This is a genomic window from Xanthomonas sp. 1678 (assembly GCF_031455575.1).
GTDB lineage: Bacteria > Pseudomonadota > Gammaproteobacteria > Xanthomonadales > Xanthomonadaceae > Xanthomonas_A.
In genome coordinates, this window is sequence record NZ_JAVDSZ010000003.1 from 502,526 (window position 1) to 526,352 (window position 23,827).

General features: G+C 69.9%; 18 protein-coding genes. All 18 read right to left on the reverse strand.

Annotated features, from left to right (window positions below; all coding sequences use genetic code 11):
• Nucleotides 1-174: 174 nt before the first annotated feature.
• The 18 genes from J2Y70_RS08345 to J2Y70_RS08430 all read right to left on the reverse strand — a co-directional run bounded on the left by J2Y70_RS08345 (nucleotide 175) and on the right by J2Y70_RS08430 (nucleotide 23,812).
• Complete coding sequence (locus J2Y70_RS08345) at nucleotides 175-3,723, reverse strand: glycosyltransferase (RefSeq protein ID WP_309915753.1); 3,549 nt, start codon at nucleotides 3,721-3,723, stop codon at nucleotides 175-177.
• On the reverse strand, nucleotides 3,720-5,051 hold the full coding sequence (locus tag J2Y70_RS08350) for a CDP-glycerol glycerophosphotransferase family protein (RefSeq protein WP_309915756.1): 1,332 nt from the start codon (nucleotides 5,049-5,051) through the stop codon (nucleotides 3,720-3,722). Before J2Y70_RS08350 ends, J2Y70_RS08345 begins: the two co-directional genes overlap by 4 nt.
• Complete coding sequence (locus J2Y70_RS08355; protein WP_309915759.1) at nucleotides 5,048-6,175, reverse strand: DegT/DnrJ/EryC1/StrS family aminotransferase; 1,128 nt, start codon at nucleotides 6,173-6,175, stop codon at nucleotides 5,048-5,050. Before J2Y70_RS08355 ends, J2Y70_RS08350 begins: the two co-directional genes overlap by 4 nt.
• Before the next feature lie 91 nt (nucleotides 6,176-6,266).
• Complete coding sequence (locus J2Y70_RS08360; RefSeq protein ID WP_309915762.1) at nucleotides 6,267-7,541, reverse strand: ATP-grasp domain-containing protein; 1,275 nt, start codon at nucleotides 7,539-7,541, stop codon at nucleotides 6,267-6,269.
• Between the two features lie 17 nt (nucleotides 7,542-7,558).
• Nucleotides 7,559-11,449: a CDP-glycerol glycerophosphotransferase family protein gene (locus J2Y70_RS08365; RefSeq protein ID WP_309915765.1), complete on the reverse strand. Its 3,891-nt coding sequence runs from the start codon at nucleotides 11,447-11,449 to the stop codon at nucleotides 7,559-7,561.
• A gap of 12 nt (nucleotides 11,450-11,461) precedes the next feature.
• Nucleotides 11,462-11,896, reverse strand: coding sequence for an adenylyltransferase/cytidyltransferase family protein (locus tag J2Y70_RS08370; RefSeq protein ID WP_309915768.1), 435 nt, complete (start codon nucleotides 11,894-11,896; stop codon nucleotides 11,462-11,464).
• A gap of 84 nt (nucleotides 11,897-11,980) precedes the next feature.
• Nucleotides 11,981-12,637, reverse strand: coding sequence for a TylF/MycF/NovP-related O-methyltransferase (locus J2Y70_RS08375; protein WP_309915772.1), 657 nt, complete (start codon nucleotides 12,635-12,637; stop codon nucleotides 11,981-11,983).
• A 10-nt stretch (nucleotides 12,638-12,647) separates the two neighbouring features.
• Complete coding sequence (locus J2Y70_RS08380; RefSeq protein ID WP_309915774.1) at nucleotides 12,648-13,664, reverse strand: XcbB/CpsF family capsular polysaccharide biosynthesis protein; 1,017 nt, start codon at nucleotides 13,662-13,664, stop codon at nucleotides 12,648-12,650.
• Nucleotides 13,665-13,841: 177 nt separating this feature from the next.
• Complete coding sequence (locus tag J2Y70_RS08385; RefSeq protein WP_309915777.1) at nucleotides 13,842-15,332, reverse strand: sigma-54 dependent transcriptional regulator; 1,491 nt, start codon at nucleotides 15,330-15,332, stop codon at nucleotides 13,842-13,844.
• Nucleotides 15,329-15,712 carry a response regulator transcription factor gene (locus J2Y70_RS08390; RefSeq protein WP_010341669.1) on the reverse strand — a complete coding sequence of 128 codons (384 nt, stop codon included), beginning with the start codon at nucleotides 15,710-15,712 and terminating at the stop codon, nucleotides 15,329-15,331. The genes J2Y70_RS08385 and J2Y70_RS08390 overlap by 4 nt, the downstream gene beginning before the upstream one ends.
• 13 nt (nucleotides 15,713-15,725) lie before the next feature.
• A complete protein-coding gene (gene rpoN / locus J2Y70_RS08395) occupies nucleotides 15,726-17,123 on the reverse strand; it encodes an RNA polymerase factor sigma-54 (RefSeq protein WP_309915781.1) in 1,398 nt (465 codons plus the stop codon).
• A 286-nt stretch (nucleotides 17,124-17,409) separates the two neighbouring features.
• Nucleotides 17,410-18,042 (reverse strand): response regulator transcription factor, encoded by a 633-nt coding sequence (locus J2Y70_RS08400; RefSeq protein ID WP_263109368.1) that lies wholly within the window; start codon nucleotides 18,040-18,042, stop codon nucleotides 17,410-17,412.
• Nucleotides 18,043-18,111: 69 nt separating this feature from the next.
• Nucleotides 18,112-18,711, reverse strand: coding sequence for a PilZ domain-containing protein (locus J2Y70_RS08405; RefSeq protein ID WP_263398264.1), 600 nt, complete (start codon nucleotides 18,709-18,711; stop codon nucleotides 18,112-18,114).
• Complete coding sequence (locus J2Y70_RS08410) at nucleotides 18,708-19,007, reverse strand: hypothetical protein (RefSeq protein WP_309915787.1); 300 nt, start codon at nucleotides 19,005-19,007, stop codon at nucleotides 18,708-18,710. Before J2Y70_RS08410 ends, J2Y70_RS08405 begins: the two co-directional genes overlap by 4 nt.
• Entirely contained in the window at nucleotides 19,004-19,423 is a 420-nt protein-coding gene (gene fliS / locus J2Y70_RS08415) for a flagellar export chaperone FliS (protein WP_263109365.1), read from the reverse strand. Before fliS ends, J2Y70_RS08410 begins: the two co-directional genes overlap by 4 nt.
• A gap of 163 nt (nucleotides 19,424-19,586) precedes the next feature.
• Nucleotides 19,587-20,927: a flagellar filament capping protein FliD gene (gene fliD, locus J2Y70_RS08420; protein ID WP_309915791.1), complete on the reverse strand. Its 1,341-nt coding sequence runs from the start codon at nucleotides 20,925-20,927 to the stop codon at nucleotides 19,587-19,589.
• Between the two features lie 197 nt (nucleotides 20,928-21,124).
• Nucleotides 21,125-22,303 carry a flagellin gene (locus J2Y70_RS08425; RefSeq protein ID WP_263398267.1) on the reverse strand — a complete coding sequence of 393 codons (1,179 nt, stop codon included), beginning with the start codon at nucleotides 22,301-22,303 and terminating at the stop codon, nucleotides 21,125-21,127.
• A gap of 537 nt (nucleotides 22,304-22,840) precedes the next feature.
• Nucleotides 22,841-23,812, reverse strand: a complete 972-nt coding sequence (locus J2Y70_RS08430) for a hypothetical protein (protein ID WP_309915796.1) — start codon at nucleotides 23,810-23,812, stop codon at nucleotides 22,841-22,843.
• Nucleotides 23,813-23,827: the final 15 nt, after the last annotated feature.

A 23,827-nucleotide genomic window follows, 5' to 3' on the forward strand; every position in this document is an offset into this window, starting at 1 on the left:
GGGAGAAGGGCGCGCGCGCCGTGCGATGGCCGGCGGCGCCGGCGTCGGCTTCCCGACGCCGCCCGGCCGCAGCGGTCGGTCCGCGGGTGCCGGCCGATTGACGCGCCGCGCCGACGCGCGGGTCCCGGTCAGGATCATGATGCAATGTCGGTGCCGGCCCGACGGCCGCTGTGCTCAGTCCGGCAGCCAGGCCGCGCGCCAGGCCTGCAGGTGTGCGCCCTGCAGCATCCAGTCGCGGCGGACCGCCTCGCGCAGCGCATCACCGGCGGCGGCCCGGCCCGGCGCATCGGCCAAGTGCATGCGGATCGCCTGGATCCAGTCGCGGTAGCGGTTCTTGACCCGGGTCACCGGCAGCGCGCCCGCATAGCAGCGCAGGTCGCTGGCGACCACCGGGTAGCCGCAGGCGCCGTACTCGAGCAGGCGCAGGTTGCTCTTGCACTCGTTGAACAGGTTCTGCTCCAGCGGCGCCAGCGCCAGGTCCAGGTCCAGCGCGGCGAGCGCGCGCGGGTAGCGGGCCAGCTCGACGCCGGCATGGACCTCGTGCACGTAGGGACGCAGCTTGTCCGGGCACAGGCCGAAGAACACCCAGGTGACTTCGTCGGCCAGGTCGCGCACCACGTCGGCCAGCAGTTCCAGATCGCCGGTGTGGCTGGAGCCGCCGGCCCAGCCGACCCGCGGCTTGGCGCCGGCGTTGCGCCGCGACGGCGGCAGCACGCCCCACCACTGCGGGCTGAGCCGGTTCTCGACCACGCGGATGTCGGCGTGGTAGCCGGCATAGGCCTCGGCCAGCGCCGCGGTCGAGACCACGAACCGGTCCATGTACGACAGCGCCTTGCGCACCGAGCGCGCGATGTCCTTGGGCATGTGTTCGCGGTGCACGCTCTTGGGCGGCAACTTGGGCAGGAAATCGTCCAGCTCGAAGACGTTGAACGCGCGCGAATGCCGGTGCATGCGCTGCATCAGCCGCAGCGCGTCGTCGCCGACCCGCCGCAGCACCACCGCGTCCGGGGCGAAGCGTTGCAGTTCCACCGTGTCCAGCAGCCTGGCGTGGTACGCGCCGTCGATCAGGCCGGCATCGCGCAGCGCCAGGAACGGCTGGATCACCCGGTAGTGGCCGCTGCCGAACGCGTCGTCCGGATGCGCCAGCACCACCGGCAACGGGCGCCCGGGCAGCGGCCGCCACGAGAACTCCGATTCGTCCAGCCTGAAGCCGCCGGCACGGTCCAGGCGCAGGTTCGGGTTGTAGGCCGGATCGTGCGCCAGCTGCGGCAGCCAGCGCTCGAACAGGCGTTCGTGCACCGCGTCGGGCGCGCGCTCGGCGGCTTCGCCGCGCAGCAGCAGCGCGTGCGGGGTCCACACGGTCAGGTAGCCAAGCGCGCCCGCGCGCAGGCACAGGTCGATGTCCGCACCCTGCTGCGGGAACGTCTCGGCGTCGAAGCCGCCCAGTTCGGCGAACAAGGCGCGGCGCAGCAACAGGCAGGCGTCGGACACCGCGCTGTAGTTCTGGTCCACCTGCAGCCGGCCCATGTAGCCCGGCGCGGTCATCGCCTCGCCGACGAACGCATGGCCGCCGCCTTCGAGCAGGCCCGGCAGCAGCCCGGCATGGGTGATGGCGCCGTCGCCGGACACGGTGCGCGCGCCGACCACGCCCACTTCCGGGCGCTGGCCGTGGTTGAGCAGCGCGTCCAGCCACTGCGCCTGCACGATCGCGGTGTCGGCGCGCAGGAACAGCAGGTAGTCGCCTTCGGCCTGCGCGGCACCGAGATTGCAGGCCTGGGCATGGCCCAGCGGCTGCTCGGCGCGGATCACCCGGATCCGCCCGCCGGCGAGCCCGGCGACCGCGTGCAGCCACTGCCGGGTATCGGCGCCGGCGCTGGCGTTGTCGACCAGCAGCACCTCGTAGTGGGGGTGGGCGGTCTTTTCCAGCAGGCCGACCACGCAGCGCTGCAACCGCGCCAGGTCGTCGTGCACCACCAGCACGATCGACACGCTGGGGCGCTGCCCGTGCGCATAGTCGATGCGGTACAGGCCGGGTTGGATCGCCGCCACCAGCGCGTCATGGTAGCCGCGCTGCTGCAGGTGCTGCTGGATCGCGCGCATCTGCGCCTGCGGGTCGTCGCGCAGCGTGGCATCGCAGGTCAGCAGCGGCTCGGGCAGGTGGCCCAGGCCAGCGAGGCCGCCGTGCTGGATCAGTTGCAGGATCAGGGCCAGTTCCAGCGCGCCGGGATGGTCGGTGGAAAAGCCGCCGGCCGCGCGCACCGCGTCGCGGCGGAACACCCAGTGCCGCGCCATCGCCGCCGGGTTGCTCAGCAGCAGGTCCAGGTTGACGTCCGGGCGGAACACCGCGCCCAGGCCGCCGTCGCCGCCGCGCTGCCACTCGTCGGCGTAGAGCGCGCGCAGCGGCGGCTGCGCCTGCTGCAGTTCGAGCAGCAGCCGCAGCAGGCCGCTGGCGGCGAATTCGGTACCGGCGTCGACGCGCACCAGCCAGTCCACGTCCCACGCGCCGATCGCCGCGTTCAGCGCGTCGGCCGGATAGGCCGGGTCGAACGCGACGCTGCCCAGCTCGCCGCTGCCGATCGCCGCGCCCGGCGGCACCGCCGCGCCGAGCAGCCAGACCGACAGGTTGGCGTACAGCGCGCCGGGCAGCGCCAGGCTGGCGAGCGTACGCTGCAGCGCGGCGGCGTCGCCGTCGCGCGGCGCCGACACCAGCACGCCCAGGCGCGGGCCGGGGCCGGCCTGGCGCAGGTGCGCGTCGAGCAGGGCCTGCTGCGCCGGCAGCAGCGTGCGTCGCGCCTGCCAGTCGCGCAGCTGGCGCTGCGCCAGGTCGCGCGTCAGCGCGGCGCGCAGCGCCTGCAGCAGGTCGACCCGGGCGAAGCCGGCGCTGCCGTCCAGCGGCGCCACCGCCACCTCGCCGGCAGTGCCGTCGTCGCGGCTCCAGCCCAAGTCGCGGATCGCGCGGCGCAGCGCTTCGTGCCCGGGCGTGCCGATGCCGGGCCGGTCGCGGCCGAGCTGGCTGAACTGCTCGCGCGAGATGCGGAAATCCAGCAGCGGCCGCGCCAGCATCGCCAGCGGCCCGTCGCGCAGCAGCTTCACGTACAGCGCCAGGTCGGCGACCCAGGTGATGCGCACGCCGTTGAGCGTGGCCAGCCCGTCGCCGAGCGCCAGCAGCGGCGCGCGCCGGCACAGCACCGCGCTGGGTTCGCCGATGAAGTTGACCGTGTGCTCGGCGAGGAACGCGGTCAGCTCGCGGCCGTCGATCAGCACGTCGTGCGCGAACGGGAAGCTGGTGCTCAGTTCGTCCGGCAACGGCGCGCCGTCCGCATCGACCAGGCGCCGCCGTGCCGCCGCCAGCGCGGCGTTGGGCGCCGCGCGCAGCGCCGCCAGCAGCGCGGCGATGCAGTCCGGATGCAGCACGTCGTCGTCGTGCAGGAACTTGATGTAGTCGCCCGAGGCCAGCGCCACGCCGCGGGTGGTGCTGCGCACCTCCCACAGCCGGGTCGGGTTGCGCCGGTACAGCACCGGGAAGTCGACCTCGGCGGCGAAGGCCTCGACCATCGCCTGGATCTGGCTGTCGCGCGAATCGTCGCAGACCACCAGCTCCAGCGGGCGGTGGGTCTGCGCGCGCACGCTGTGCAGCGCCTGCGGCAGGAAGCGCGCCTTGTAGGCCGGCATCACCACGCTGACCAGCGGCGCTTCGGGGGAGGAGGAGGGGGCGTGGCTCATCGTTGGGCTCGTTGCGCGATCGCCGCGCGCAGCCGCTGTACCAGCCGCTGCGAGTTGTGCGCGTCGCGATGGTTGAAGAACATCCGCTGCGCGGCGCGGTAGCGCGCGTCCGGCGCCTGTCCGCGCTGCTTCAGCGTCGCGTCCAGCGCCTCCAGCAGCGCGTCGAAATCGGTCGCCACCGGCCCGGGGAAGGCCAGCGCCATGTCGTACAGCAGGCCGTTCTGGCGCGTGCGGTAATGCTCCAGGTCCCAGGCGAAGCTCAGCACCGGCAGGTCCAGGTACATCGCGTCGATGTATACCGACGAGTAGTCGGTCAGCACCACCGCCGCCTCGCGCAGCAGCGGCGCGATCTCCGGGAAACGCTCGTGTTCCAGGTCCAGCAGCACGTCGTCGTCCAGATGGCGCTGCGGGTCGAACGGCGGCGCGGCATTGCGCAGATAGTGCCCGCGCACACCGAGCACCGCGCCGGCGCCCTGCAGCAGTTCGCGCAGTCGCGCCACTTCGCCGTCGCTGAAGACATGGCCTGGCGTGGCGGCCACGCGGGTGTCGCGGTAGGTCGGCGCGTACAGCACCAGCGGCCGCCCGCGCCGCAGCTGCCGCAGCCGCGCGGTCTGCTCGCGCAGTGCGGCCGGCAGCGCGTCCTCGGGCATGCGCAGGAAGTCGTTGCGCGGCAGGCCGGTCACCCACACCCGGTCGGGCGGCAGCGGATGGAAGATCGCCGCCATCGCGTAGCTGTCCACGTCCGACGAGGCCACCAGCCCGGCGTAGTGGCGGCGTTCGCGACGCCGCGCCGCGTTGCGGTCGCCGTGCCGGCGCTGCTCGGGGTTGGCCAGCGCGAACAGCCGCTTGAGCGGGATGCCGTGCCACAGGTTGACCACCACGCGGCGGCGCAGGCTCGCGCGCGGCGCGTCGTAGCTGCCGTCGCGCCAGCGCAGCGACAGGTCCATGGCCACCGAATTGGTCAGCAACAGCACGCCGCAGCGCGCCAGCGCGAGCAGGCCGGCGATGCTGCCCAGTTCGAGCACGCGCGTGTTGAAGGCCGCATCCAGGCGCAACGGCGGCGCCGCGCCGCGCACGAACACCAGCTTGCGGATGCCGGGGTCGGCGCCGACCTGCTCGAACACCGCGCGCGCGTTCTCCACGAACTGCGTCGGTTTCAGCGGGTGGGCGAAGAACGCCCAGTGGTCGTCGCGCTTGGGCAGCAGCCGGTCCAGGCACCACCACAGCGCCAGCACCACGCGGCCCAGCCGGGCGCTGCCGATCCCGCGCCGCCATCCTGGCGCGTCGCGCGATGCCGGCATCGCCGCGGACGCCTGCCGCTGGGTCATGCCGCGCGGCGCCGCGCCGGGGCCAGCAGCACCTCGCAGATCCGCTCCACGTCGTCGTCGCTCAGGTCGGGGTAGATCGGCAGGCACAGCACCCGGCGCGCGGCGGCATGCGCGACCGGCAGGTTGGACGGCAGCGCCGACGGCAACCCGCGGTACATCGGGAACTCGCTGATCAGCGGGAAGAAGTAGCGCCGCACCAGGATGTCGTGGTCGCGCATGCGCTGGAACAGCTCGTCGCGCGACAGCGGATACTCGTCCTGGACCATGATCGGGAAGTAGGCGTTGTTCGGGCTGATGTGGTCGCTGGCGCGCAGGCAGTGCAGCCCAGGCACGCCCGCCAGCCGTTGCCGGTACAGCGCGTCGATCTGCGCGCGGCGCGCCAGCGCCTGGTCGATGTGCTGGAGCTGGAGCAGGCCGAACGCGGCGCAGACCTCGTTCATCTTGCCGTTGATGCCGGGGGCGACCACGGTGACCTCGTCGACGAAGCCGAAGTTCTTCAGGTGGTTGATGCGCTGGCGGGTCCGCGCGTCCGGACAGATGATCGCGCCGCCCTCGAAGGTGTTGAAGACCTTGGTGGCGTGGAAGCTGAGCACCGACAGGTCGCCGTGGCGCAGCACGCTGCCGCCGGCGTCGCGCACCGAGAACGCGTGCGCGGCGTCGTAGATCACCCGCAGGTTGTAGGTGTCGGCGATGCGCTGGATCTCGGCCACGTCGCACGGGGTGCCGTAGCAGTGCACCGGCATGATCGCGGTGGTCCTGGGGGTGATCGCCGCCTCGATCCTGGCCGGGTCCAGGTTGAGGGTGACCGGGTCGATGTCGACGAACACCGGCTTGATCCCGTTCCACAGCAGCGAATGCGCGGTGGCCACGAACGAATACGGCGTGGTGATGACCTCGCCGGTGACGCGCAGCGCCTGCAGCGAGGTCACCAGCGCCAGCGTGCCGTTGGCGAACAAGGCGACGTGCTCCACGCCCAGGTAGTCGCACAGCGCCTTTTCCAGCGCCTGATGCATGCTGCCGCCGTTGGTCAGGATGCGGCTGTCCCAGATCCGCTGCAGGTACGGAATGAACTCCTCCAGCGGAGGCAGCAGCGGGCTGGTGACGGGAATGGGCTTGGCTTTCATCCGGACGGCTCGGCGGCAGGCGACGGCGCCGGCTCGGCACCACCCCGATGATGATGCAAAACCCATGCCGCCGGGCGGCCGGCGGCGGCCGTCACCCGCGCAGGTCCAGCAGTTGCTCGATGGCGTCTAGGTCGAACACCGGCAGGCCGTGGACCCGGTGCACGTCGGCGCGCTCGCGGAACGAATCGTCGATGAAGATCGCCGCCACGCCCGCTTCGATGGCCGCACTCTTGGGCGAACCGTCGCGCAGGTGCACGATCTCGGCGAACAGGCCGGCGCCGATGTGGTGGCGTGCCAGCGTGGCCAGCGGGTCGGCCGCGTGGCGGGTGAGCATGACCACGTCGATCCGCTGCGCGTGCCACTGGTGGAGCAGGGCGATCAGCCACGGGTTGACCCGGTCGCCGGCGATCAGCGTGTCGTCCAGGTCCAGGTATACCCGGCAGTAGCGCAGCTCGCTGCGGTAGCGGTTGCCCAGCGCGCGGTCCAGGACCAGCGGCCATTGCTGGTCCAGTACCCGGAACGGCCGGCCCATGTGCGCCAGCAGCCCGAGCAGGCTGTGGTTGACCCCGCGCATCCTCGCCAGCGCCATGGACCCGGCGATCCGCGGCGCGACCTCCAGCAGCTTGGGTTCGCCGTGCCGGTCCTGCCTGAGCTGGAAGAACCAGGCGCCGCGCAGCCGCAGTTCGCCGGCGATGGCGCGGGCGATGGCCGCCACGCGCGGATCGGCCGCGGCCGCCTCGGTGCGCACGCTGATGCCGGACTTGATCCTGGCGCGGCGGCGCGCGGCGACGTGCAGCAGCTGGCCAGCGGCATCGGACAGGCAATCGACGGTGTATTCCGTGCCCGGCAGGTATTCGCTGAAAACGTAGTCGACCCCGCTTTCGCGCAGCCGGCGGTGGTGCCCGGCGTCGTCGACCCGCTGCGCGCCCTGGCTGCCCTGGCCGATCGCCGGCTTGGCGAAGATCGGATACGTGCAGCCGTCGCCGTCGGCATCGGCCGGCACGATGCCGAGCGGCCGCAGCCGCGCATGCGTCAGCCGCTTATCGCGGCAGATCGCGGCGATGCCCGGATCCGGCACCGCCGCCTTGGCATGCAGCCGCTCGCCGGCGGCCGCTAGCACGGGAATGACGTCGTCGTGCGCCGGCAGCACGATGTCGATGCCCCATTCGTCGATCACCGCGTTGAGCTGGTCGATGAACCCGGGCGCGCGCGCATGCGCGCCGATCTGGCGGTAGCGCGCGTAGACGAACTCGCCGTGGTCCTCCGCCGACGATGCGCCGTACAGGCACACCTCCTTGGCGTGGCGCAGGGCGGCGTGGATCTCCAGGCCGATCTCCGAGCCGCAGGGAAACACCAGCACGTTCATGCGCGCCCGCTCGTCCGTCATGGCGCGCCGGCGGTGGCGACGACACGCTCGAACTGGGCCAGCGCGCTGCGCGCATAGGCCTGCGCGTCCCAGGCCTGGCCGGCGGCCGGCGTCGCCAGCCAGCGGCGCATGCCCTCGAACAGGCCCTGCGTCGAGTTGTCGACCAGCCGCTGCCGATCGCCGGCCAGCACGCTGTGCGGACCGGGGATGTCGGTGGACAGCACCGGCGTGCCGAGGGTCAGCGCTTCCAGCAGCACGATCGCCTGGCCTTCGTACAGCGAAGGCAGCACGAACAGGTCCAGCTCGCGCATCAGCGGATACGGATTCTCCAGCGCGCCGAGCAGGCGCACCGTGTCGGACAGCCCCAGCCGCGCGATCTGCTCGAGCAGCGCCGGTTTCTCGGCGCCTTCGCCGGCGATCACCAGCAGCGCCTGCGGGAACTGGCCGCGCAGCGCGGCGAAGGCGTCCAGCAGGCGCGCATGCCCCTTCTCCGGCGACAGCCGGCCGACGCTGCCGATCAGGACGTGGCCGCGCCGCCAGGCCAGCAGCGCTTCGGGCACGGGCGCCTGCGCATTGGCGCGGATGAAGTCCGGATCGATGCAGTTCTCGGCCACGCGGAAGCGCTGCGCATCGTGCTCCACGCAGTCGGCCAAGGTGCTGGCGTTCACCTCGTGCAGGCTCTGCGACACCGATACCAGCGCGTCGCAATACCGGTACTGCCGGAAGACGCGCGCCAGCTGCGGGTGGCGGGTGGCCGCCTCCTGGCGCATGTCGTTGTGCAGGTAGGTCAAGGCGCGCACGCCGTGCGGCCGGCCGCGCGCGAACAGGCCGGTCCAGAACGCGGTGTAGCCGGCGAAGTCGATCGCCGCGTCGATCCGCGCCGAGCCGAACTGGCGCCGGTACTCGCGCGCCAGGATCCGGTCGAGCTGGCGCTGGGCACGCTCGGCCAGGGTGTCGGGCATGCCTAGCCGCTGGTGCAGCCACTGGTCTTCGACGCTGGTCACCGGATGGCTCACCCGTCCCCAGCGCTGCACGTGCGCAGGCAGTTCGGCGTAGCGCTGCAGGCGCTGCGGGTAGCTCTCCATGCTCCAGGGATCGGCGACCACGGCGACCGAAAACTTCGCCGGGTCCAGCTGCGATACCAGCCGGTTGAACGAAGCGGTCACGCCGTTGGGATTGAAGTTGCCGGCCTGGAACAGCAGGCTGCGCTTGCCGGTCGGCGGCAGCACCACCTCGCCGGGGACGCGGGCGTCGTCGAAGAAGAAGTCCAGGACGCGTTCGCCGGCGGCGCCGTCCTCGTGCGCGCAGTACTCCGCCAGCGCCTCCTGCAGGGCGGCGGCCGGCGCCGCGCCGGGCGCCAGCGCCTCGGTCAGCGCCGACGCCAGCGCCTCGGGCGTGCGGCTGAACCGCGCGGGCAGGGAGGCGATGTCGCGGTACAGGCCGCGTTCGCGTGCGTACTGCTCGGCGTCGGGGACGTGCAGGATCAGCGGACGCCGCGACGGCAGGTAGTCGAACAGGATCGACGAGTAGTCGGTGACCAGCACATCGACGATCGCCAGGGCCTCGGTGATGTCCACGCCGTTCGGGAACGCGCGCGCGCCAGCCGGCAGCGGGCCGAGCTTGCGCGCCACCAGGTGGTGCGCGCTGAAGAGCAGGGCGACGCCGGGGCGCACCATGTGCTCGATCGCCGCGGCCACCAGCGCCGTGTCGAGCGATGCGCCGCCCAGGCTGCCGCGCCAGGTCGGCGCGTACAGCACCACGCGCTCCCCGCTGGCCACGCCGAGGCGTTCGCGCAGGCGCGCGCGGTCCGCGTCGGTGGCGTTGAGCATCAGGTCGATGCGCGCGTGCCCGGTCTCGGCCACGCGCGCGGCGAACACGTCGCGCACCTGGTTCGCATGCAGCAGGGTATGCCAGGTATGGGCGTTCGGCGCGGCCAGGTGGGTGACCTGCAGCAGGTTGCGCGTGCAGTTCTTGTGGTCGAACAGCGCGCCGGGGATGTCGGCGCCGAGCTTCTTCAGCGGCGTGCCGTGCCAGACGTTGAGATAGCGCTGTTGCGGCCGGCGCACGAAGTAGGGCATGAACGTATTGTTGTTGACCAGCCAGCCGGCGGTGGCCAGGTAGCGCGCATACAGCGCGCTGCCGTGGCGCACAAACACCACGTCCGGCAGCGCCGCGTACTCGGGTGGCACGCTGGCGTCGGATTTGACCGCCCACACGTGCAGCCGGCCGCTTCCGGCGAAGCGCCGGTACGCGCGGCGGAACACCGCCAGCGGATTGCAACTGACCGAGGCGCCGTGGAAGCTCTCGTACAGAACGATGCCGTCGTCGACCTCCAGCGTGTCGAGGAATTCGGCATAGGTCGTCTTGATGTCCTCCGGCGGCTGCGGCAGGTGCGAGAAATCGCGCCTGTACAGGCGCGTGTCCTGTAGCGCATGGCAGGCCTGGGCCAGTTCGCCCAGGCGGTACAGCGCCGCGCCGAGCCGGTAGTGGTCGCCGGCGCGGTGATCGCCGCGGCGGCGCGCCGCGGAGCGGTAGGCCTCGGCCGCCTCCGCCAGCAGGCCCAGGCGCTCGCAGACGGTGCCGAGCTGGTAGTGGGCGTCGGGATCGAGCTGGCTGGCGGCCAGTTCGGCGCGCAGCGCGTGGCGCCGCTCGTGCAGCGCGGCCAGGGCTTCGTCCATCGCCAGCTGTTCGGGCTGGCCCGGCAGGCACCGCAGCCACGCGGCGATCGCGGCCAGGGCGTCGCCGGCGCCGAACAGGCTGCTGGCCTGGCGATAGCGCCAGTCGGCGTCCTCGCGCAACTGCAGCGCCTGCGCATAGACATCGGCGGCTTCGGCATGGCGCTCCAGGCGCTCGAGCATGTAGGCCCGACGGTAGTGCCAGTCGGCCTGGCCCGGGTCGGCCGCCAGCGCGCGGCGGTAGGCCGCCTCGGCGTCTTCCCAGCGCATCAGCATTTCCAGCGCCACGCCGTGGGCGAAATGCAGCGCGGCCGGCGCCGCTGCGCCGGCTTGCCCAGCGCGCCGCGCGTAGGCGGCCTCGGCGGCGCTCCAGTCGTTCTCCTGTGCGTGCAACGCGCCCACGCCCAGCTGGGCGATCTGCGGATTGATCGCCGCCAGCCGCTCGTAGCAGCCGGCCGCGTCCTGCGCGGCGCCGCGTTGTTCGTACAGGTAGCCCAGGCGGTACAGGGTGTCCTCGCGCGCGTCATGCAGCGCCAGCGCCTTGCGGTAAGCGTCGATCGCCTCGTCGAGCCAGTCCAGGCGTTCGCAGGCGTAGCCCAGTTCGTGGAACCAGGCGGGGTGGCGGTCGTCCAGGCGCGTAGCCTTGCGCAGCGGATCCACCGCGCGCCGCCAGCCGCCGCGCTTGGCCACGATCCGCGCCAGCAGGACCAGGTTGGCGGCGTCGTCCGGGTCGAGCGCGCAGGCGCGCACGGCGATCATGTCGGCCACCTCCCACAGCTCCATGCGCGCCAGGTTGGCGGCGATGCGCGCCAGCACCTGCGGCGGCGCCTCCAGGCGCTTGAACAGGGCCAGGCTGCGGGTGTTGAACTCGGTGCGCTGCGCGACCTCCAGCCGCTGGCTGGCGAGCAGGGCGGTGCTCAGGCCCAGCGCCTGGCCGTGCGCCTCGTAGTGGGCGCCAGGATCGCGCTCCAAGTCCGAACCCAGGTGCCAGATGCAATACCACCACAAGTCGAAGTCGGCGGACGGATTGCGGAACTCGCGCCAGCCGCGCTCGTGGAAATGCGCATAGGGCGTGGTGCCCGCCAGGTCCGCGTCGGGGTTGTGCAGCAGGTAGAAGTCCGCGTCGAACCACGCCGGCGCCGACTGCGCGGCCGCGGCGGGCCGATGGCCGGGGATCGGCAGGTCGGGGGCGGGATCGGGGACGGCCGGGTCGCGGGGCTGGCTGGAGATCATGTCCGCTCCCGTTCAGCCGTGCGTGCCGGCGGCGACGGCCAGCAGCGGTGGCGGCTCGGCTCCCTGGCGGATCAGCGACTTGAGCGAGGAACTGGAGATGTCGGCGGTGCGCGGCAGGTAGCGCACCTGGCACAGCGCGGACAGCCCATCGAAATGGCCGCTCCAGTCCGAGCCCATGACCAGCAGGTCCGCGCCGAGCCTAAGGATGTCCTCGGCCTTCTGTTCCCAGGTGTGTTCCGGGAACACGTCGTCCACGTAGCGGATCGCCCGCAGCACCACTTCGCGGTCGGCGTAGCTCTGCGTGGCGCGCTTGTGCTTCAGCGCGTTGAAGTTGTCGCTGGACAGACCCACCACCAGGCGGTCGCCCAGCGCGCGGGCGCGGCGCAGCAGGTTGACGTGACCGACATGGAGTAGATCGAAGGTGCCGTACGTCACGACGAGTGCCATGGTGGAGTTTCCGCAAAGTGGAAGGGAACGTCGCTACGTGATGCAAACGGTGTGCCGCGACGCCCCGCGCGGCGTTGACAGGCTCTATCGGGTGATGCGGATGCCGACCTGCACCCATTCGGTCTTCCACAGGTACTCGAAGTCGCGGCCGTACGCCCGGCACCAGTCCAGCAGCGCGCGATGCTCGTCGTCCTGGAAGCGATCGCCGACCTGCATGAAGTATTCATCGAACACGATCACCGTGCCCGGCACGATGCGCGGCTCGAGCCCGGACAAGGCCTCCAGGGTCGAGCTGTACAGGTCCGCGTCGGCGTGGATCATGGCCAGCGGCGCATCCAGCTCCTGGGCGAGCCCCGGGACCGTGTCGCGGAACCAGCCCGGCACCACCTTCACGTTCGGCGCGTCGAACGTCGGGATCTCGTCGCCGGCCAGCGAGAACGCGCCCTTCTTCCAGGGCCCCATCCAGTCCTCCGGCAGGCCCTCGAAGCTGTCCAGCAGGTACAGGGTACGCTCCGGCGGGATGAGCCCAGCCAGGAACCTGGCGCAGTGCCCCTTGTAGACGCCGAGCTGGAGGTAGTCGCCCGGCAACGTGACTTCGCCGACACCCTCGTACAGCGAGGTCAGCTTGTAGCTGTACCAACGGTCTTCGTCGTCGGCGAACGTGCGCGTGCGCAGTTCGGGAACGCCGGGCAACCGTTCCCGGATCTGCCGGAACTTCTCCGATTGCGTGGCACTGCCCATGCCCGCCGCCTCAGACCGCATGGGCTGCGCGCAGCGCGGCCAGGTGCCGGTCGTCGACGTCGATGCCGCACAGCATCAGGTTCAGCAGCGCGACCTGCAGTCCCATCGACCAAGGCGCCACGTCCGGATGGTCCTTGATCGCCGGGCTTTGCACGTCGATGAAGGCGATGTCCTTGCCCCGCGGCGACTGCATGGCGATGTCGCGGATGTAGGGGAACTGCGGCGACTTCTCCGAATAGATCACCACGCGTTCGGTCGGCGCGCCCTCGGCGGCCAGGTGATGGGCGAACAGTGCCTGCTTGCTGCGCGGGAACAGCCCCTGGGTGAAGTGCGAGTCGCGGTAGCGATGCAGGTAGTAGTCGTCCGACAGGATCGGCTCGACGCATACCAGCTTCATGCCCGAGCGCAACGAATGGAGCAGGGCGCCCGACGCGCCTTTCGACGCGCCGTACAGGACGACGTGCTGCGGCGCTATCGCAAGGTCCAGCGCGACCTTGGCGATGAGCGCGGCGACGCGCTCCTCATTGTCCGGCTGCGCATTGGTGTTGGTGTAGAACGCGCCGACCACCCCGCCGAGGTCGGCGATGCGCAGCACGGCGGTATCGAAGGGCGTGTATTTCGCCGCCTGGTTGAGGTTCTGGGCGAAATACCGGGCGGAGAAGCCGGCCTCGTACATCTGGTCGACCTTCGAGATGGAGGAAAAGACCACGAGCAGGCGGCGCGCGACGACGTCCTGCTGCTGCTCCAGCTTGTAGCAGACGCCGTTGTATTCCCTCAGCCCGAAATCGGTTTTCTCGGCCCAGAAGCTCGGCGCGATGGACGCGTGCACGAACGAGGTGACCGCCGCGCCGTCGTTGGCGTACTTGTAGACCAGGAAGCCCTTGTCGACCAGCGACACCAGCGATTCCTTCAGCTGTGCGTCCCTTCGCGAGAGCAGGATGCAGTTGCCCTCGCCGGGATGGCGCAGGTGCACGAACCGGGCGTGCCCGAGGTCCGCGCCGGACAGCTCGCTAGCGTCAATCTTCACCGCTCCACTCATCGATCGTCCTCTGGAATGCTTGCAAGCGCCCGGCCCTGGCGGCCCCATGCCGCATGACCGGCGCCGTGGCGCGCACGCTCTCGAGCGCACGGCGCAAGGCGCCATGCCTGCGATGCAAGCAGGGTGCCAATCGAAGTCGAAAACGGGGCGCCGGGGGAGGGCGGCTCAGCTGGCCAGTTCGGTCTGGTCGCGGTCGATGCCGTACTTGCGCAGTTTCTCCACCAGCGTGGTGCGGCGCAGGCCCAGCAGTTGCGCCGCATGCGCGACCACGCCCTGGGTGCGCTCCAGCGCTTCGTTGATCAGCGCCAGTTCGATGTTGGCCATGTGCCCGCGCAGGTCCAGTCCGCTTTCCGGCAGCGTCGCCGCGGCCTGCGCGGCCGACTCGGCCGGATCGGCGAAGGCCTTGGGGCCGACGTGCAGATCGACCACGTTGGGCACGCGGCGCGGATCCGGCGTCGCGATCGGGGCCGGCGGTGCCGACACGTCGATCGAGGAGGCGAAATCGCCGCGGTAGCGCGCCGGCAGGTCCTGCACCCGCACCAGGCCGCTGGGATGCAGCACCGCCAGGCGCTCGACCAGGTTGGTCAGCTCGCGCACGTTGCCCGGCCACTCGTAGCCGCGCAGCGCCTGCAGCGCCTCCTCGGAAAAACGCACTTCGCCGCGGCCGGTGCGCGCCAGCTGCGCGGCAATGGTGTTGACCAGCGCCGGCAGGTCGTCGCTGCGCTCGCGCAGCGCCGGCATCTCGATCGGGAACACGTTGAGCCGGTAGAACAGGTCCTCGCGGAACTGGTTTCCGGCGATGCGCTCCTCCAGGTTGCGGTGGGTGGCGGCGATCACGCGCACGTTGCAGCGGATGGTGACGTTGCCGCCGACGCGCTCGAAGCTGCGCTCCTGCAGCACGCGCAGCAGCTTGACCTGCATCGGCAGGCTCATGTCGCCGATCTCGTCCAGCAGCAGGGTGCCGCCCTCGGCCATTTCGAAGCGGCCCTTGCGCGCGGACAGCGCGCCGGTGAAGGAACCTTTCTCGTGGCCGAACAGTTCGCTTTCCAGCAGGTCGGGCGGGATCGCGCCGCAGTTGATCGCCACGAACGGGCCGTCGCGACGCGGCGATTGCTGGTGGATCGCGCGCGCCACCACTTCCTTGCCGGTGCCGGACTCGCCCAGCACCAGCACGGTGGTGTCGAACGCGGCGACCTGGTCGATCAGCCGCCGCAGCCGCACGACCGCCTCGCTGTTGCCGGTCGGGCCGCTGTCCTGCACCGCGCCGGCCTGGTGCTCGGCGTCCAGGCGCTTGAGGCTGGCGCGGCGCAGCAGGGTCTCCAGTTGCGCGTGGCGCAGCGGCGCCTCCAGTTGCCACACGTTGGCTTCGTGCAGGCCGTGGCGCTGCGCGAACGCCTGCGCTTCGCCGTTGAGCAGCAGCACCGGCGGCGGCAGCGGACTGCGCGCGACCCAGCCGAAGAACGCGTCGGCCTGGGCCTGGTCGTCGAGTCCGCCGACCAGGATCGCCATCCACTCGCTCTGCCGGTGGCGCCCCGGGTTGACGTCGGCCACGTCGGTCACCCAGCGCGGGTTGAGGTCCATGAACTCGAGCAGGCTGACCGTGCGTTCGGCGCGTACCGCGTCGTCGTCGATCACCAGGATCCGGGATTCGCTCATGCCGGTACTCCCTCTGTGCGTAAGCCCTCCAGGATCGGCATCACTTCCTGGATGTAGGACAGCTTGCTGACAAAGTTGTCGGCACCGGCGCGCATGGCGTGCTCGCGGTGTTCGGCATCGTCGAAATGGCTGGCGATCACGATGTACGGGGCCTGGTCCTGGGTCTTGATCAGGCGCGTGGCCTGCAGCCCGCCCATCTCGGGCATGGCCAGGTCCATCAGCACCACCTGCGGGCGCAGCGACTCGGAGCGTTCGATCGCCTCCAGGCCGTTGGCGGCGCTGCCGATCACCTCCATCCAGTCGAGCTTGCGGAAGTGGCGCATCGCGGCATTGATAAAGCCTTCGTGGTCGTCGACCAGAAGCACGGACAATTTGTTCATATGCATTGTTTCCTTAGCTCGCGCGGGCCAGCAGCGGTTTGGCGCGACGGCGTTCGCGGGCGGGGGCGATATCCAGTTGTTCACGGTACTTGGCCACGGTGCGCCGGGCCACGTTCACGCCCTGGCGCGCCAGCAAGCCGGCAATCGCCTCGTCGGCCAGCGGCCGCCCCGACGGCTCGGATTCGATCAGGCGCCGCACCATCGCGCGCACCGCCTGTCCCGAGACCGCGGCGCCTTCCAGACGCACGGCGAAGAAATGCTTCAGCTCGAAGGTACCACGCGGCGTCTGCAGGTATTTGCCGGTGGTGATGCGCGACACGGTGGATTCGTGCATGCCGATCGCGTCGGCCACTTCCTTCAGGGTCAACGGCGCCATCGCTTCCTCGCCCTTGACCAGGAACGCGGCCTGGCGTTCGACGATGGCGCGGGTGGTGCGCAGCAGGGTCTCGTAGCGCATCGACAGCCCGCGGGTCAGCCAGCGCGCTTCCTGCAGCATCTCGCGCAGCGGCGCTGCCGCCTCGCCGGCCTCGGCCAGGGCGCGCTCGTGCATCGGGTTGACGGTGACGCGGTGGGTGGTGGCCGGGTTCAGCGCGACCCGCCAGGTGCCGTCGCTGTGCCAGGCGACCACGTCCGGAATCACGTGGCCCAGGTTTTCCGGCAGCAGGCTGTCGCCGGGACGCGGCTGCAGCGACAGGATCAGCCGCACCGCCTCGCGCACGTCGTCGGCCTCGGCGTCGAGCTGGCGCGCGAGCAGCGGGTAGTCGTGGCTGGCGAGCAGGTTCAGGTCGCCGGCCAGGATACGCGCGGCCAGGTGGCGGCCGGCGACGCGGCCGGGCAGGGCGGCCAGCTGCACGCTCAGGCATTCGCGCAGGTCGCAGGCGGCCAGGCCGGCGGGGTCGCCGTGCAGCAGCCGCTGGCGGACCGCCTCCACCTGCGCGGCGGGTTGGTCGAAGCGCGCGCAGGCGAGCAGGGTCAACGTGTCCAGCGCGCCGTCGAGGTAGCCGGCATCGTCGCTGTGTTCCAGCCAGAACGCGGCCACTTCCAGCTGGCGCTCGTCCAGTTCCAGCGCCAGGCGCTGCAGCACCCGCACCTGCGGGTCGGTGGATTCGCCGGCAGCGATGCGCTGCATGCGGTCGTCCTCGCCTTCGCTCCAGCCGGCGGCGGGGATGTCCCACATCGAGGATTCGGGCAGCTCGTCGAACGCGGCGGTTTCCAGCGCGTTGTCGTGATCGACGACCGGCTCGAGCACGCCTTCCGGCTCTTCCAGTTCCAGCAGCGGGTTGTTCTCCAGCGCGCGCCGGACTTCCATTTCCAGTTGCATCCCGTCCAGCTGCAGCAATCGGATCGACTGCAGCAACTGCGGCGTCAGGTGGAGGTGCTGGCCTAGCTGGGCGGAGACGGTCGGCTTCATGCGAACTTCCTCGGTTTGGCGCCAAGCCTCTGGCGCCCGTGGAATGCATAGTGCTTGCCATCCGACGGTAACAGAATCGGGAGGTTCCTGAGCGAGGTAGTCAAATTCCCGACAGTCTGTAGGGAAAATCCCTACATGCGTGTAGGGGGTGCCGGTCGACCGGCGCTGCAGAGCCAGTGCTGGCGGGCTTCGCCAGGTTCACGGCGGCAGCTGACCGGTTAAGGCAAGCGCCATGCCAGTGCGGCGTGTCGGGAATCCGTTGCGCGCTGCTTCGGTTGCCCGCGACTCAGGTCAGTTCGTTCTGATGACGCGCGGCCAGCAGCACCAAGTCGTTGGCGCGCCGGCAGCCCAGCGATTCCATCATCCGCGCGCGGTGGGTCTCGACCGTCTTGACGCTGATGCCCAGGTCCGAGGCGATTTCCTTGTTGCTCTGGCCGCGACCGATCTGGCGCAGGATCTCGCGCTGCCGCGGCGACAGCGCGGCGATGCCGACCGGGCGTTCGCGGCCGAGCATCGGCGCGATCATCTTCGAGGAGATCTGCGGGCTCAGGAACACCTGGTTGGCGCTGGCCGCGCGCAGCGCCAGTTCCAGTTCCAGCGGCGCCGCATCCTTGACCACGAAGCCGGTGGCACCACGGTCCAACGCGTCGCGCACGTGCACCGGGTCGTCGTGCATCGACATCATCACCACGCGGGTCTTGGGCGAGGTCTGCAGCACGTCGCTCAGTGCGTCCAGGCCGCTGCGCCCGGGCAGCGACAGGTCCATCAGCACCAGGTCGGGGCGGTGCAGGGTGGTCAGGTCCACCGCCTGCTGCGCGTTGCTGGCCTCGGCGACCACGTCGACGTCGGCGAACGCCTGCAACAGCCGGCTCAGGCCGGCGCGAACCAGGGTGTGATCGTCGACGATGATGACTCGCACGGTGGAAGTCCCTCTCTACTAGTACCGCACCTTAGCCGAGCGCGCCGCTGCCGCCAACCTCACCGCCGCTCACGGCGCGGGCGGCGCCCGCTCGGCCGCACGCCGGTTGTCGGCGATCTGGCGCCGGTGCAGGCGGAACAGGTGGCGCTCCAGTGCTTCTTCCATGCCCGCCGGCTGGGTTTCGAAGCGCAGCCACAGGTAGAAACCGCTGCCGGCGACGGCTTCGGCCAGGACCTGCACGGGCAGTTCCAGGTAGTCGGGCAGCCAGTCGGAGGGCTGCAGGCGCAGCAGGCCGGCGGCGCCGGGGGCGGCACCGGAGCGCGAACCCAGCTCCAGTCTCAGTCCGCGGCGCGACCAGCGCAATGGACGCAGCGGCAAGGTGTCTTCGTGTTGCCGCGCCAGGCGGCCGAGCAGCACCAGCATCAGGTCGAGCTTGGCGTCCATGCGCTGCAGTTGCAGCGGCTGGTCGCCGCGTTCCTCGCTGCCGTCGTCGCTGCGCAGGTCCTCGATCTGGGCCAAGCCGCGCAGCAGCGCTTCGCCGGCGCCGAAGCGGCCGATGCCGTTGCCGAGCTTGAAATCGGCCGGCAGCGCCAGTTCGCAGCTGAGCGTGTCGTGGAACAGCTCGGTCTCGGCGGGATGGTGCGCGGTACCGTCGGACACGCTGTTCATCTCAGCGATCCGGCCTGCGAATAGGCGCGTGCAGCATTGTTGGATTGGCGGTTGGCCCGCAGCCAGTCGCCGGCTTCGTCGCGCGCCTGGCACATCTGCGCGATCACCGCCTGTTGCAGCGTCAGCAGCGAGGCCAGGCCATCGCGTTCGGCGTCGGCGCCGGTCTGTTGCAGGTAGTGGCGCAGATGCTGGTCGTGCTCGGCGACCAGGCGCTCGGCCAGCGCGTGCTCATCGCTATCGAGCGCCTGCTGCAGTTGCTGCAGTTCGGCGTGCAGCGAGTCGAGGCTGACGGTCATAGCGCGGCGACCGGCGCCAGTTCGCGCTGCTGCAGCGGAATGGCATTCCAGGCCGCATCGATCTCGCTGAGCAATTCCAGCGATTCAACCAGCGCGCTTTCGTCGTTGTGCAGGTTGGCTTCGGTGAGCCGGTGCATCACGTAGTCGTACAGCGCCGAGAGGTTGTTGGCGATCTCGCCGCCGGCCTCGTGGTCCAGCGAGCCGTTGAGGTGGCCGACGATGGCGCAGGCTTCGCCGATCGCCTTGCCCTTGCGCGCCTGATCGCCCTGCGCCAGGCAGGCCTGGGCCTGACGGATGCGCTGGCAGGCGCCGGCGAACAGCAGCGCGACCAGCTTGTGCGGGTCGGCATCGGTGATGCTGGTGGACACGCTCATCTTGCGATATTGCTCGGCGTATTGGCGACTGGAACCGTGCATGGAAAACTCCCTCGGGTGGCGTAGCGGCCGCTTGCCGCCGTACGTGGCGATGGCGCCACGGCGGCGGTATTCGGAGCCGGGCCGGAATGACTGTCGATACACACGTTATCGGCCACTGGGCGGTCCGACTTGAGTCCCGTGAAGAGCATCTCGATAACGATTATCAGTTGTTGGAAGAGAACTGCTTGGCAAGATAGTCGCTGGTGGTCTGCATCTTCGCCACGATCGTGTCCATCGCGGTGAACCTGTCGGTGTACTGCTTGGTCAGCGTTTCCATCCGCTTGTCCAGGTTGCTGAGCTGGTTGGTCAGGTCGGTGATGTGCTTGTTGAGCGAGGCGGTGCGCTGGGTGATGGTGCCGCTGGTGGTATCCAGGTTGCTGTTCAACAGCGTGGTCATGCCCGCGGTGAAGCCGCCGTCGGTGCCGAACATGGCCTTGGCCGACGTCGGGTCGCTGGCGACGGCGCTGTCGAACTTGGCGCTGTCGAAGCTCATCGCCCCGTTCTTGTCGATGGTCACGCCCAGCGCCTTGAGATCGACCACGTTTTCGCTGACCTGCTTGCGCAGCGACTGCTGCAGCCCGCGCACCATCGAGTCGCCGGTCAGCGCCGAGGACTTGTCGTTGGTGGCGTCGTAGGCGCTGGAAGATTTCAGTAGGGTGTTGGCGGTGTTGTAGGCGGTGACGAACGCGGTGATGTTCGCCTTCAGGCTGGTGCTGTCGTTGGCGATGGTCAGGCTGTACTTGGTGCCTTCCGCGGCCTTGGTCAGATTCAAGGTGATGCCAGGGACGAGGTCGGCCACCGCATTGCTGCTGGAGGTGCGCTCGAAACCGTCCACGCGCACGATCGCGTCGGCCGCGGCCACGGTCTGGGTCAGGCCGCCGCCGTTGCCGCTGCCGTAGGTCAGCGCGCTGAGTCCGCCGTTGCCGCCGGCGCTGCTGATGGTCAGCGCGCCCTTGGTCCCGGAATCGACCGCGTTGAGCACCAGGTGGTCGCCGTCGTCGGCGCTCACCACGCTGGCGGTCACGCCGTTGCCGCCGGCGGCCTTGTTGATCGCCGCGGCGACATCGCTGAGCTTGCTGCCTTCGGCCACGGTGACGTTCAGCGACTTGTCGCCGTACCCGATCGTCAACGTGCCGTCGCCGACCACGGCCTTGTCGGCATAGGCGGCCGAGGTCAGCTTCTGCCGTTCGGCCAGCTTCACCACCTCGATGCTGTAGTTGCCGGCGGTGGCGCTGTCGGTGACGCTGGCGGTATAGCCGGCGCCGTCGGCGACGGTGGCCTTGACCGCGCTCTTGTCGGCGCTCTTGGCGATCGCGTTCATCGCCGTCTGCAGGTTGGACAGCGCGCCCTTGATCGTGCTCAGCGCCGAAAGCTTGGCGCTGGACGCGGTGCCGTCCGCGTTGATCCGGTTTTCCTGCGGCGCGCGCTGCGCGGCGACCAAGGTTTTGACCACGGCGGCGACGTCCATACCGGAGCCGACGGCAAAAAGCGATGAAGTAGCCATGGGTGGGCGTCCTTACGATAGCGGGCACGGAGGCCAGCGGTAGATAGGGGTATCGGCGGCGGACGGCGGTTCTTGAGCCGTCCGCGCATGTCGGGAATGCCCCGACCCCAATGCAAGTCCTGTGCCGGCCGGGCGGCGGAAAACGAAAAGGCCCCTCCTTGCGGAGGGGCCTTCGATCGCTGCGTGTGCGCTTGCTGTTACTGCAGCAGGCTCAGCACGTTCTGCGGGACCGACTTGGCCTGCGCCAGCATCGCGGTACCGGCCTGCTGCAGGATTTGGGTGCGGGTCAGCTCGGCGGTTTCCTTGGCGTAGTCGGTATCGCGGATGCGGCTGCGCGAGGCCGACAGGTTCTCCGAGGTGGAGCTCAGGTTGGCGATGGTCGAGGTGAAGCGGTTCTGCACCGCACCCATGTCGGCGCGCGAGGAGTTGACCGAGGTCAGCGCCTTGTCGACGATTTCCAGGGCACGCTGGGCGCCGGAGAAGCTGGAGATGTCCAGGTCTTCCAGGGTGCTGGTGCTGCCGGCCACCGCGGTGGCGGTGGCAGCAACGCCACCAAAAGCCACGGTCACGCCAGTGGCGCTGCTGGTGCCGGCGGTGAACGAGAAGTCCGTGCCAGCCTTCAGCGATTCCAGCTTCAGCTTGCCTGCGTTGTCGACCGAGGCGTACACGCCGGTCTGGTCCAGCTTGTCGTTGATCGACGCGGCGACCTTCTTCTGGATGTCGGCGGCGGTGTCGCCGACGGCGACGCTGACGCTGGCGATCGACTTGCCGTTAACCGAGATGCCCGAGATGCTGCCCGAAGCGGTCGCGGTGCCGGCGACGAAGGCGGCGGTGCTGGTCTGGTCGGCGGCGAAGCCGGCCTTGCCCAGCGAATCGACATTGGCGTCGACGATGCTGTTGATGCCGATGGTCTGGCCGGCATCCGCGCCGACCTGGAACAGCGCGCCAGAGAAATCGCCGTTCAGCAGCTTGGTGCCGTTGAAGCTGGTCTGGTTGGCAACACGATCGATTTCCGAGGTGAGCTGCTTGACTTCCGAGTTCAGCGCCTCGCGGTCGGTGTCGGAGTTGGTGGCGTTGGCCGACTGCACCGACAGCTCGCGGATACGCTGCAGGTTGTTGCCGATTTCGACCATCGCGCCTTCAGCGGTCTGGGCCAGCGAGATGCCGTCGTTGGCGTTGCGCGAGGCGACGTCCAGGCCACGGATCTGGGTGGTGAAGCGCTCGGAGATCGCCAGACCGGCGGCGTCGTCCTTCGCACTGTTGATGCGCAGGCCCGAGGACAGACGCTGGATCGACGTCGCCATGCTCGAGCTGGTGCTGTTGAGGTTACGCTGAGCGTTCAGCGACATTACGTTGGTGTTGATTACCTGTGCCATTTTGATATCTCCTCTAAGCGATTTATCCGGCAACCTGTCGGTGCCTGGAGCCTCCGCAGGGGGGCCATCAATTGGCCGTTGCCGCTGCTGAGATAAATAACGGCGGGAGGGTCACAACCTTTAGCGATTCGCTGCGGAAAATATCGCGATGCGGCGAACCGGGAGCCTGTGGCACTCGCGGCGAAGAGCTTGTTTCGGCCGCGGTTTGCCAAACTTTAGGGTTCCGGCGCAGGGGCCGTGCGCAGCCGATGGCAATGACGAACTCTGTATAAAAGAAGCGTCGCGGCGGTCCGGACGAAGGAGGGCTTCACCGGATTGCGGATAAGCGGCAAGAAAGCCCCCCGGAAGATCGGCGCAAAAAGAACAAGGCTTAAAAAGCGGGAAAGGACCACAAGGCGGTGCCGAGGCAGGATCCGGCCCAGGCGTGGATAAAGAAGGCGCTACGCCAGGAAAGGGCGCAGAGAGCCTTACGGCGGAACGCCGGCGGCATCGGTGTATCCGCGGCCCTGTGGCCCAGGGGCAGTGAAGTCCAGGCGATCAGGGCGCCGTGGCAGGCACCGGCGTCGGTTTCGCCGCCGTTGCCGGAGCCGGGCGCTTGGCCGGCAGCACGCCAGACTGCAGCCGGCGGATCGAGGCGATCGGCACTGCTTCGGCGCGACGCTGCTCGGGCCACCACAGGAAAACGAACGCGCTGCTGGACCCCAGCAATTTCGCGTTGCCCGGCAGCGCCGCACTGTCGCCGCTGAGCACCACCTGCACCGGCGTGCCCGCGCGGCCATCGCGGATCTTCTCGGCCGTGTTCATGGCATACAGTGCCGCACCGAAGGCCATGAAGCAGACCACCGCCATGCACATGCCGGTCAACGGCCGCAGCCCCAACAGTTCCCAGTTCATCCACGGCGAATGCGAGAACAGCAACCGCCAGCCCCAATGCCGCGCGCGCAGGCGTTCCACCTTGGCCGGGTTGCGGCGGCGCAGCGTCTCCGGCCAGCCGAGCACGACCGCCATCAGGATGCCCAGCAGCAGGATCAGGATGTAGGCCGGATCGCGCAGGCCGGCGACCAGGAAGTCGCTCACCTGCAGGTAGTCCAGGATCGACAACTGGAAACGCAGGTAGAAGAAGTAACTCGACCACAGCCCCAGCGCGGACAGGAAGACGTAGCCGGCACTGACCATCAGCGCCGGCTCCTGCCGCAGCAGGCGCCAGATCTCCGCGACCATCGAGTCCTGGTTGACGTGCTTGACCGGCAGCAGCGACCAATCGGTCGGCGCCTGCTCGATCGCATCGGCCTGCGGCCTGCCGCCAGAAGCGGCCGCGGCGCCCGCCGGCACATCGGCGTGGGCGCCGTCCTGTTCCCTGGTTGTCATGCATTCTCCCCGTTCGGCAGAGCATCGCGCAATTTCGTGGCCGATGAAAGCCGTCCCGGGGCTGGAGCGGCGGCGCTGCAGTTGCGCCCGGATTGCGTCGAGGTCCGTCCGAACCGCAGCGCCGTCGGCGCCGGCCGGCATGCGCGCAACAAGAGA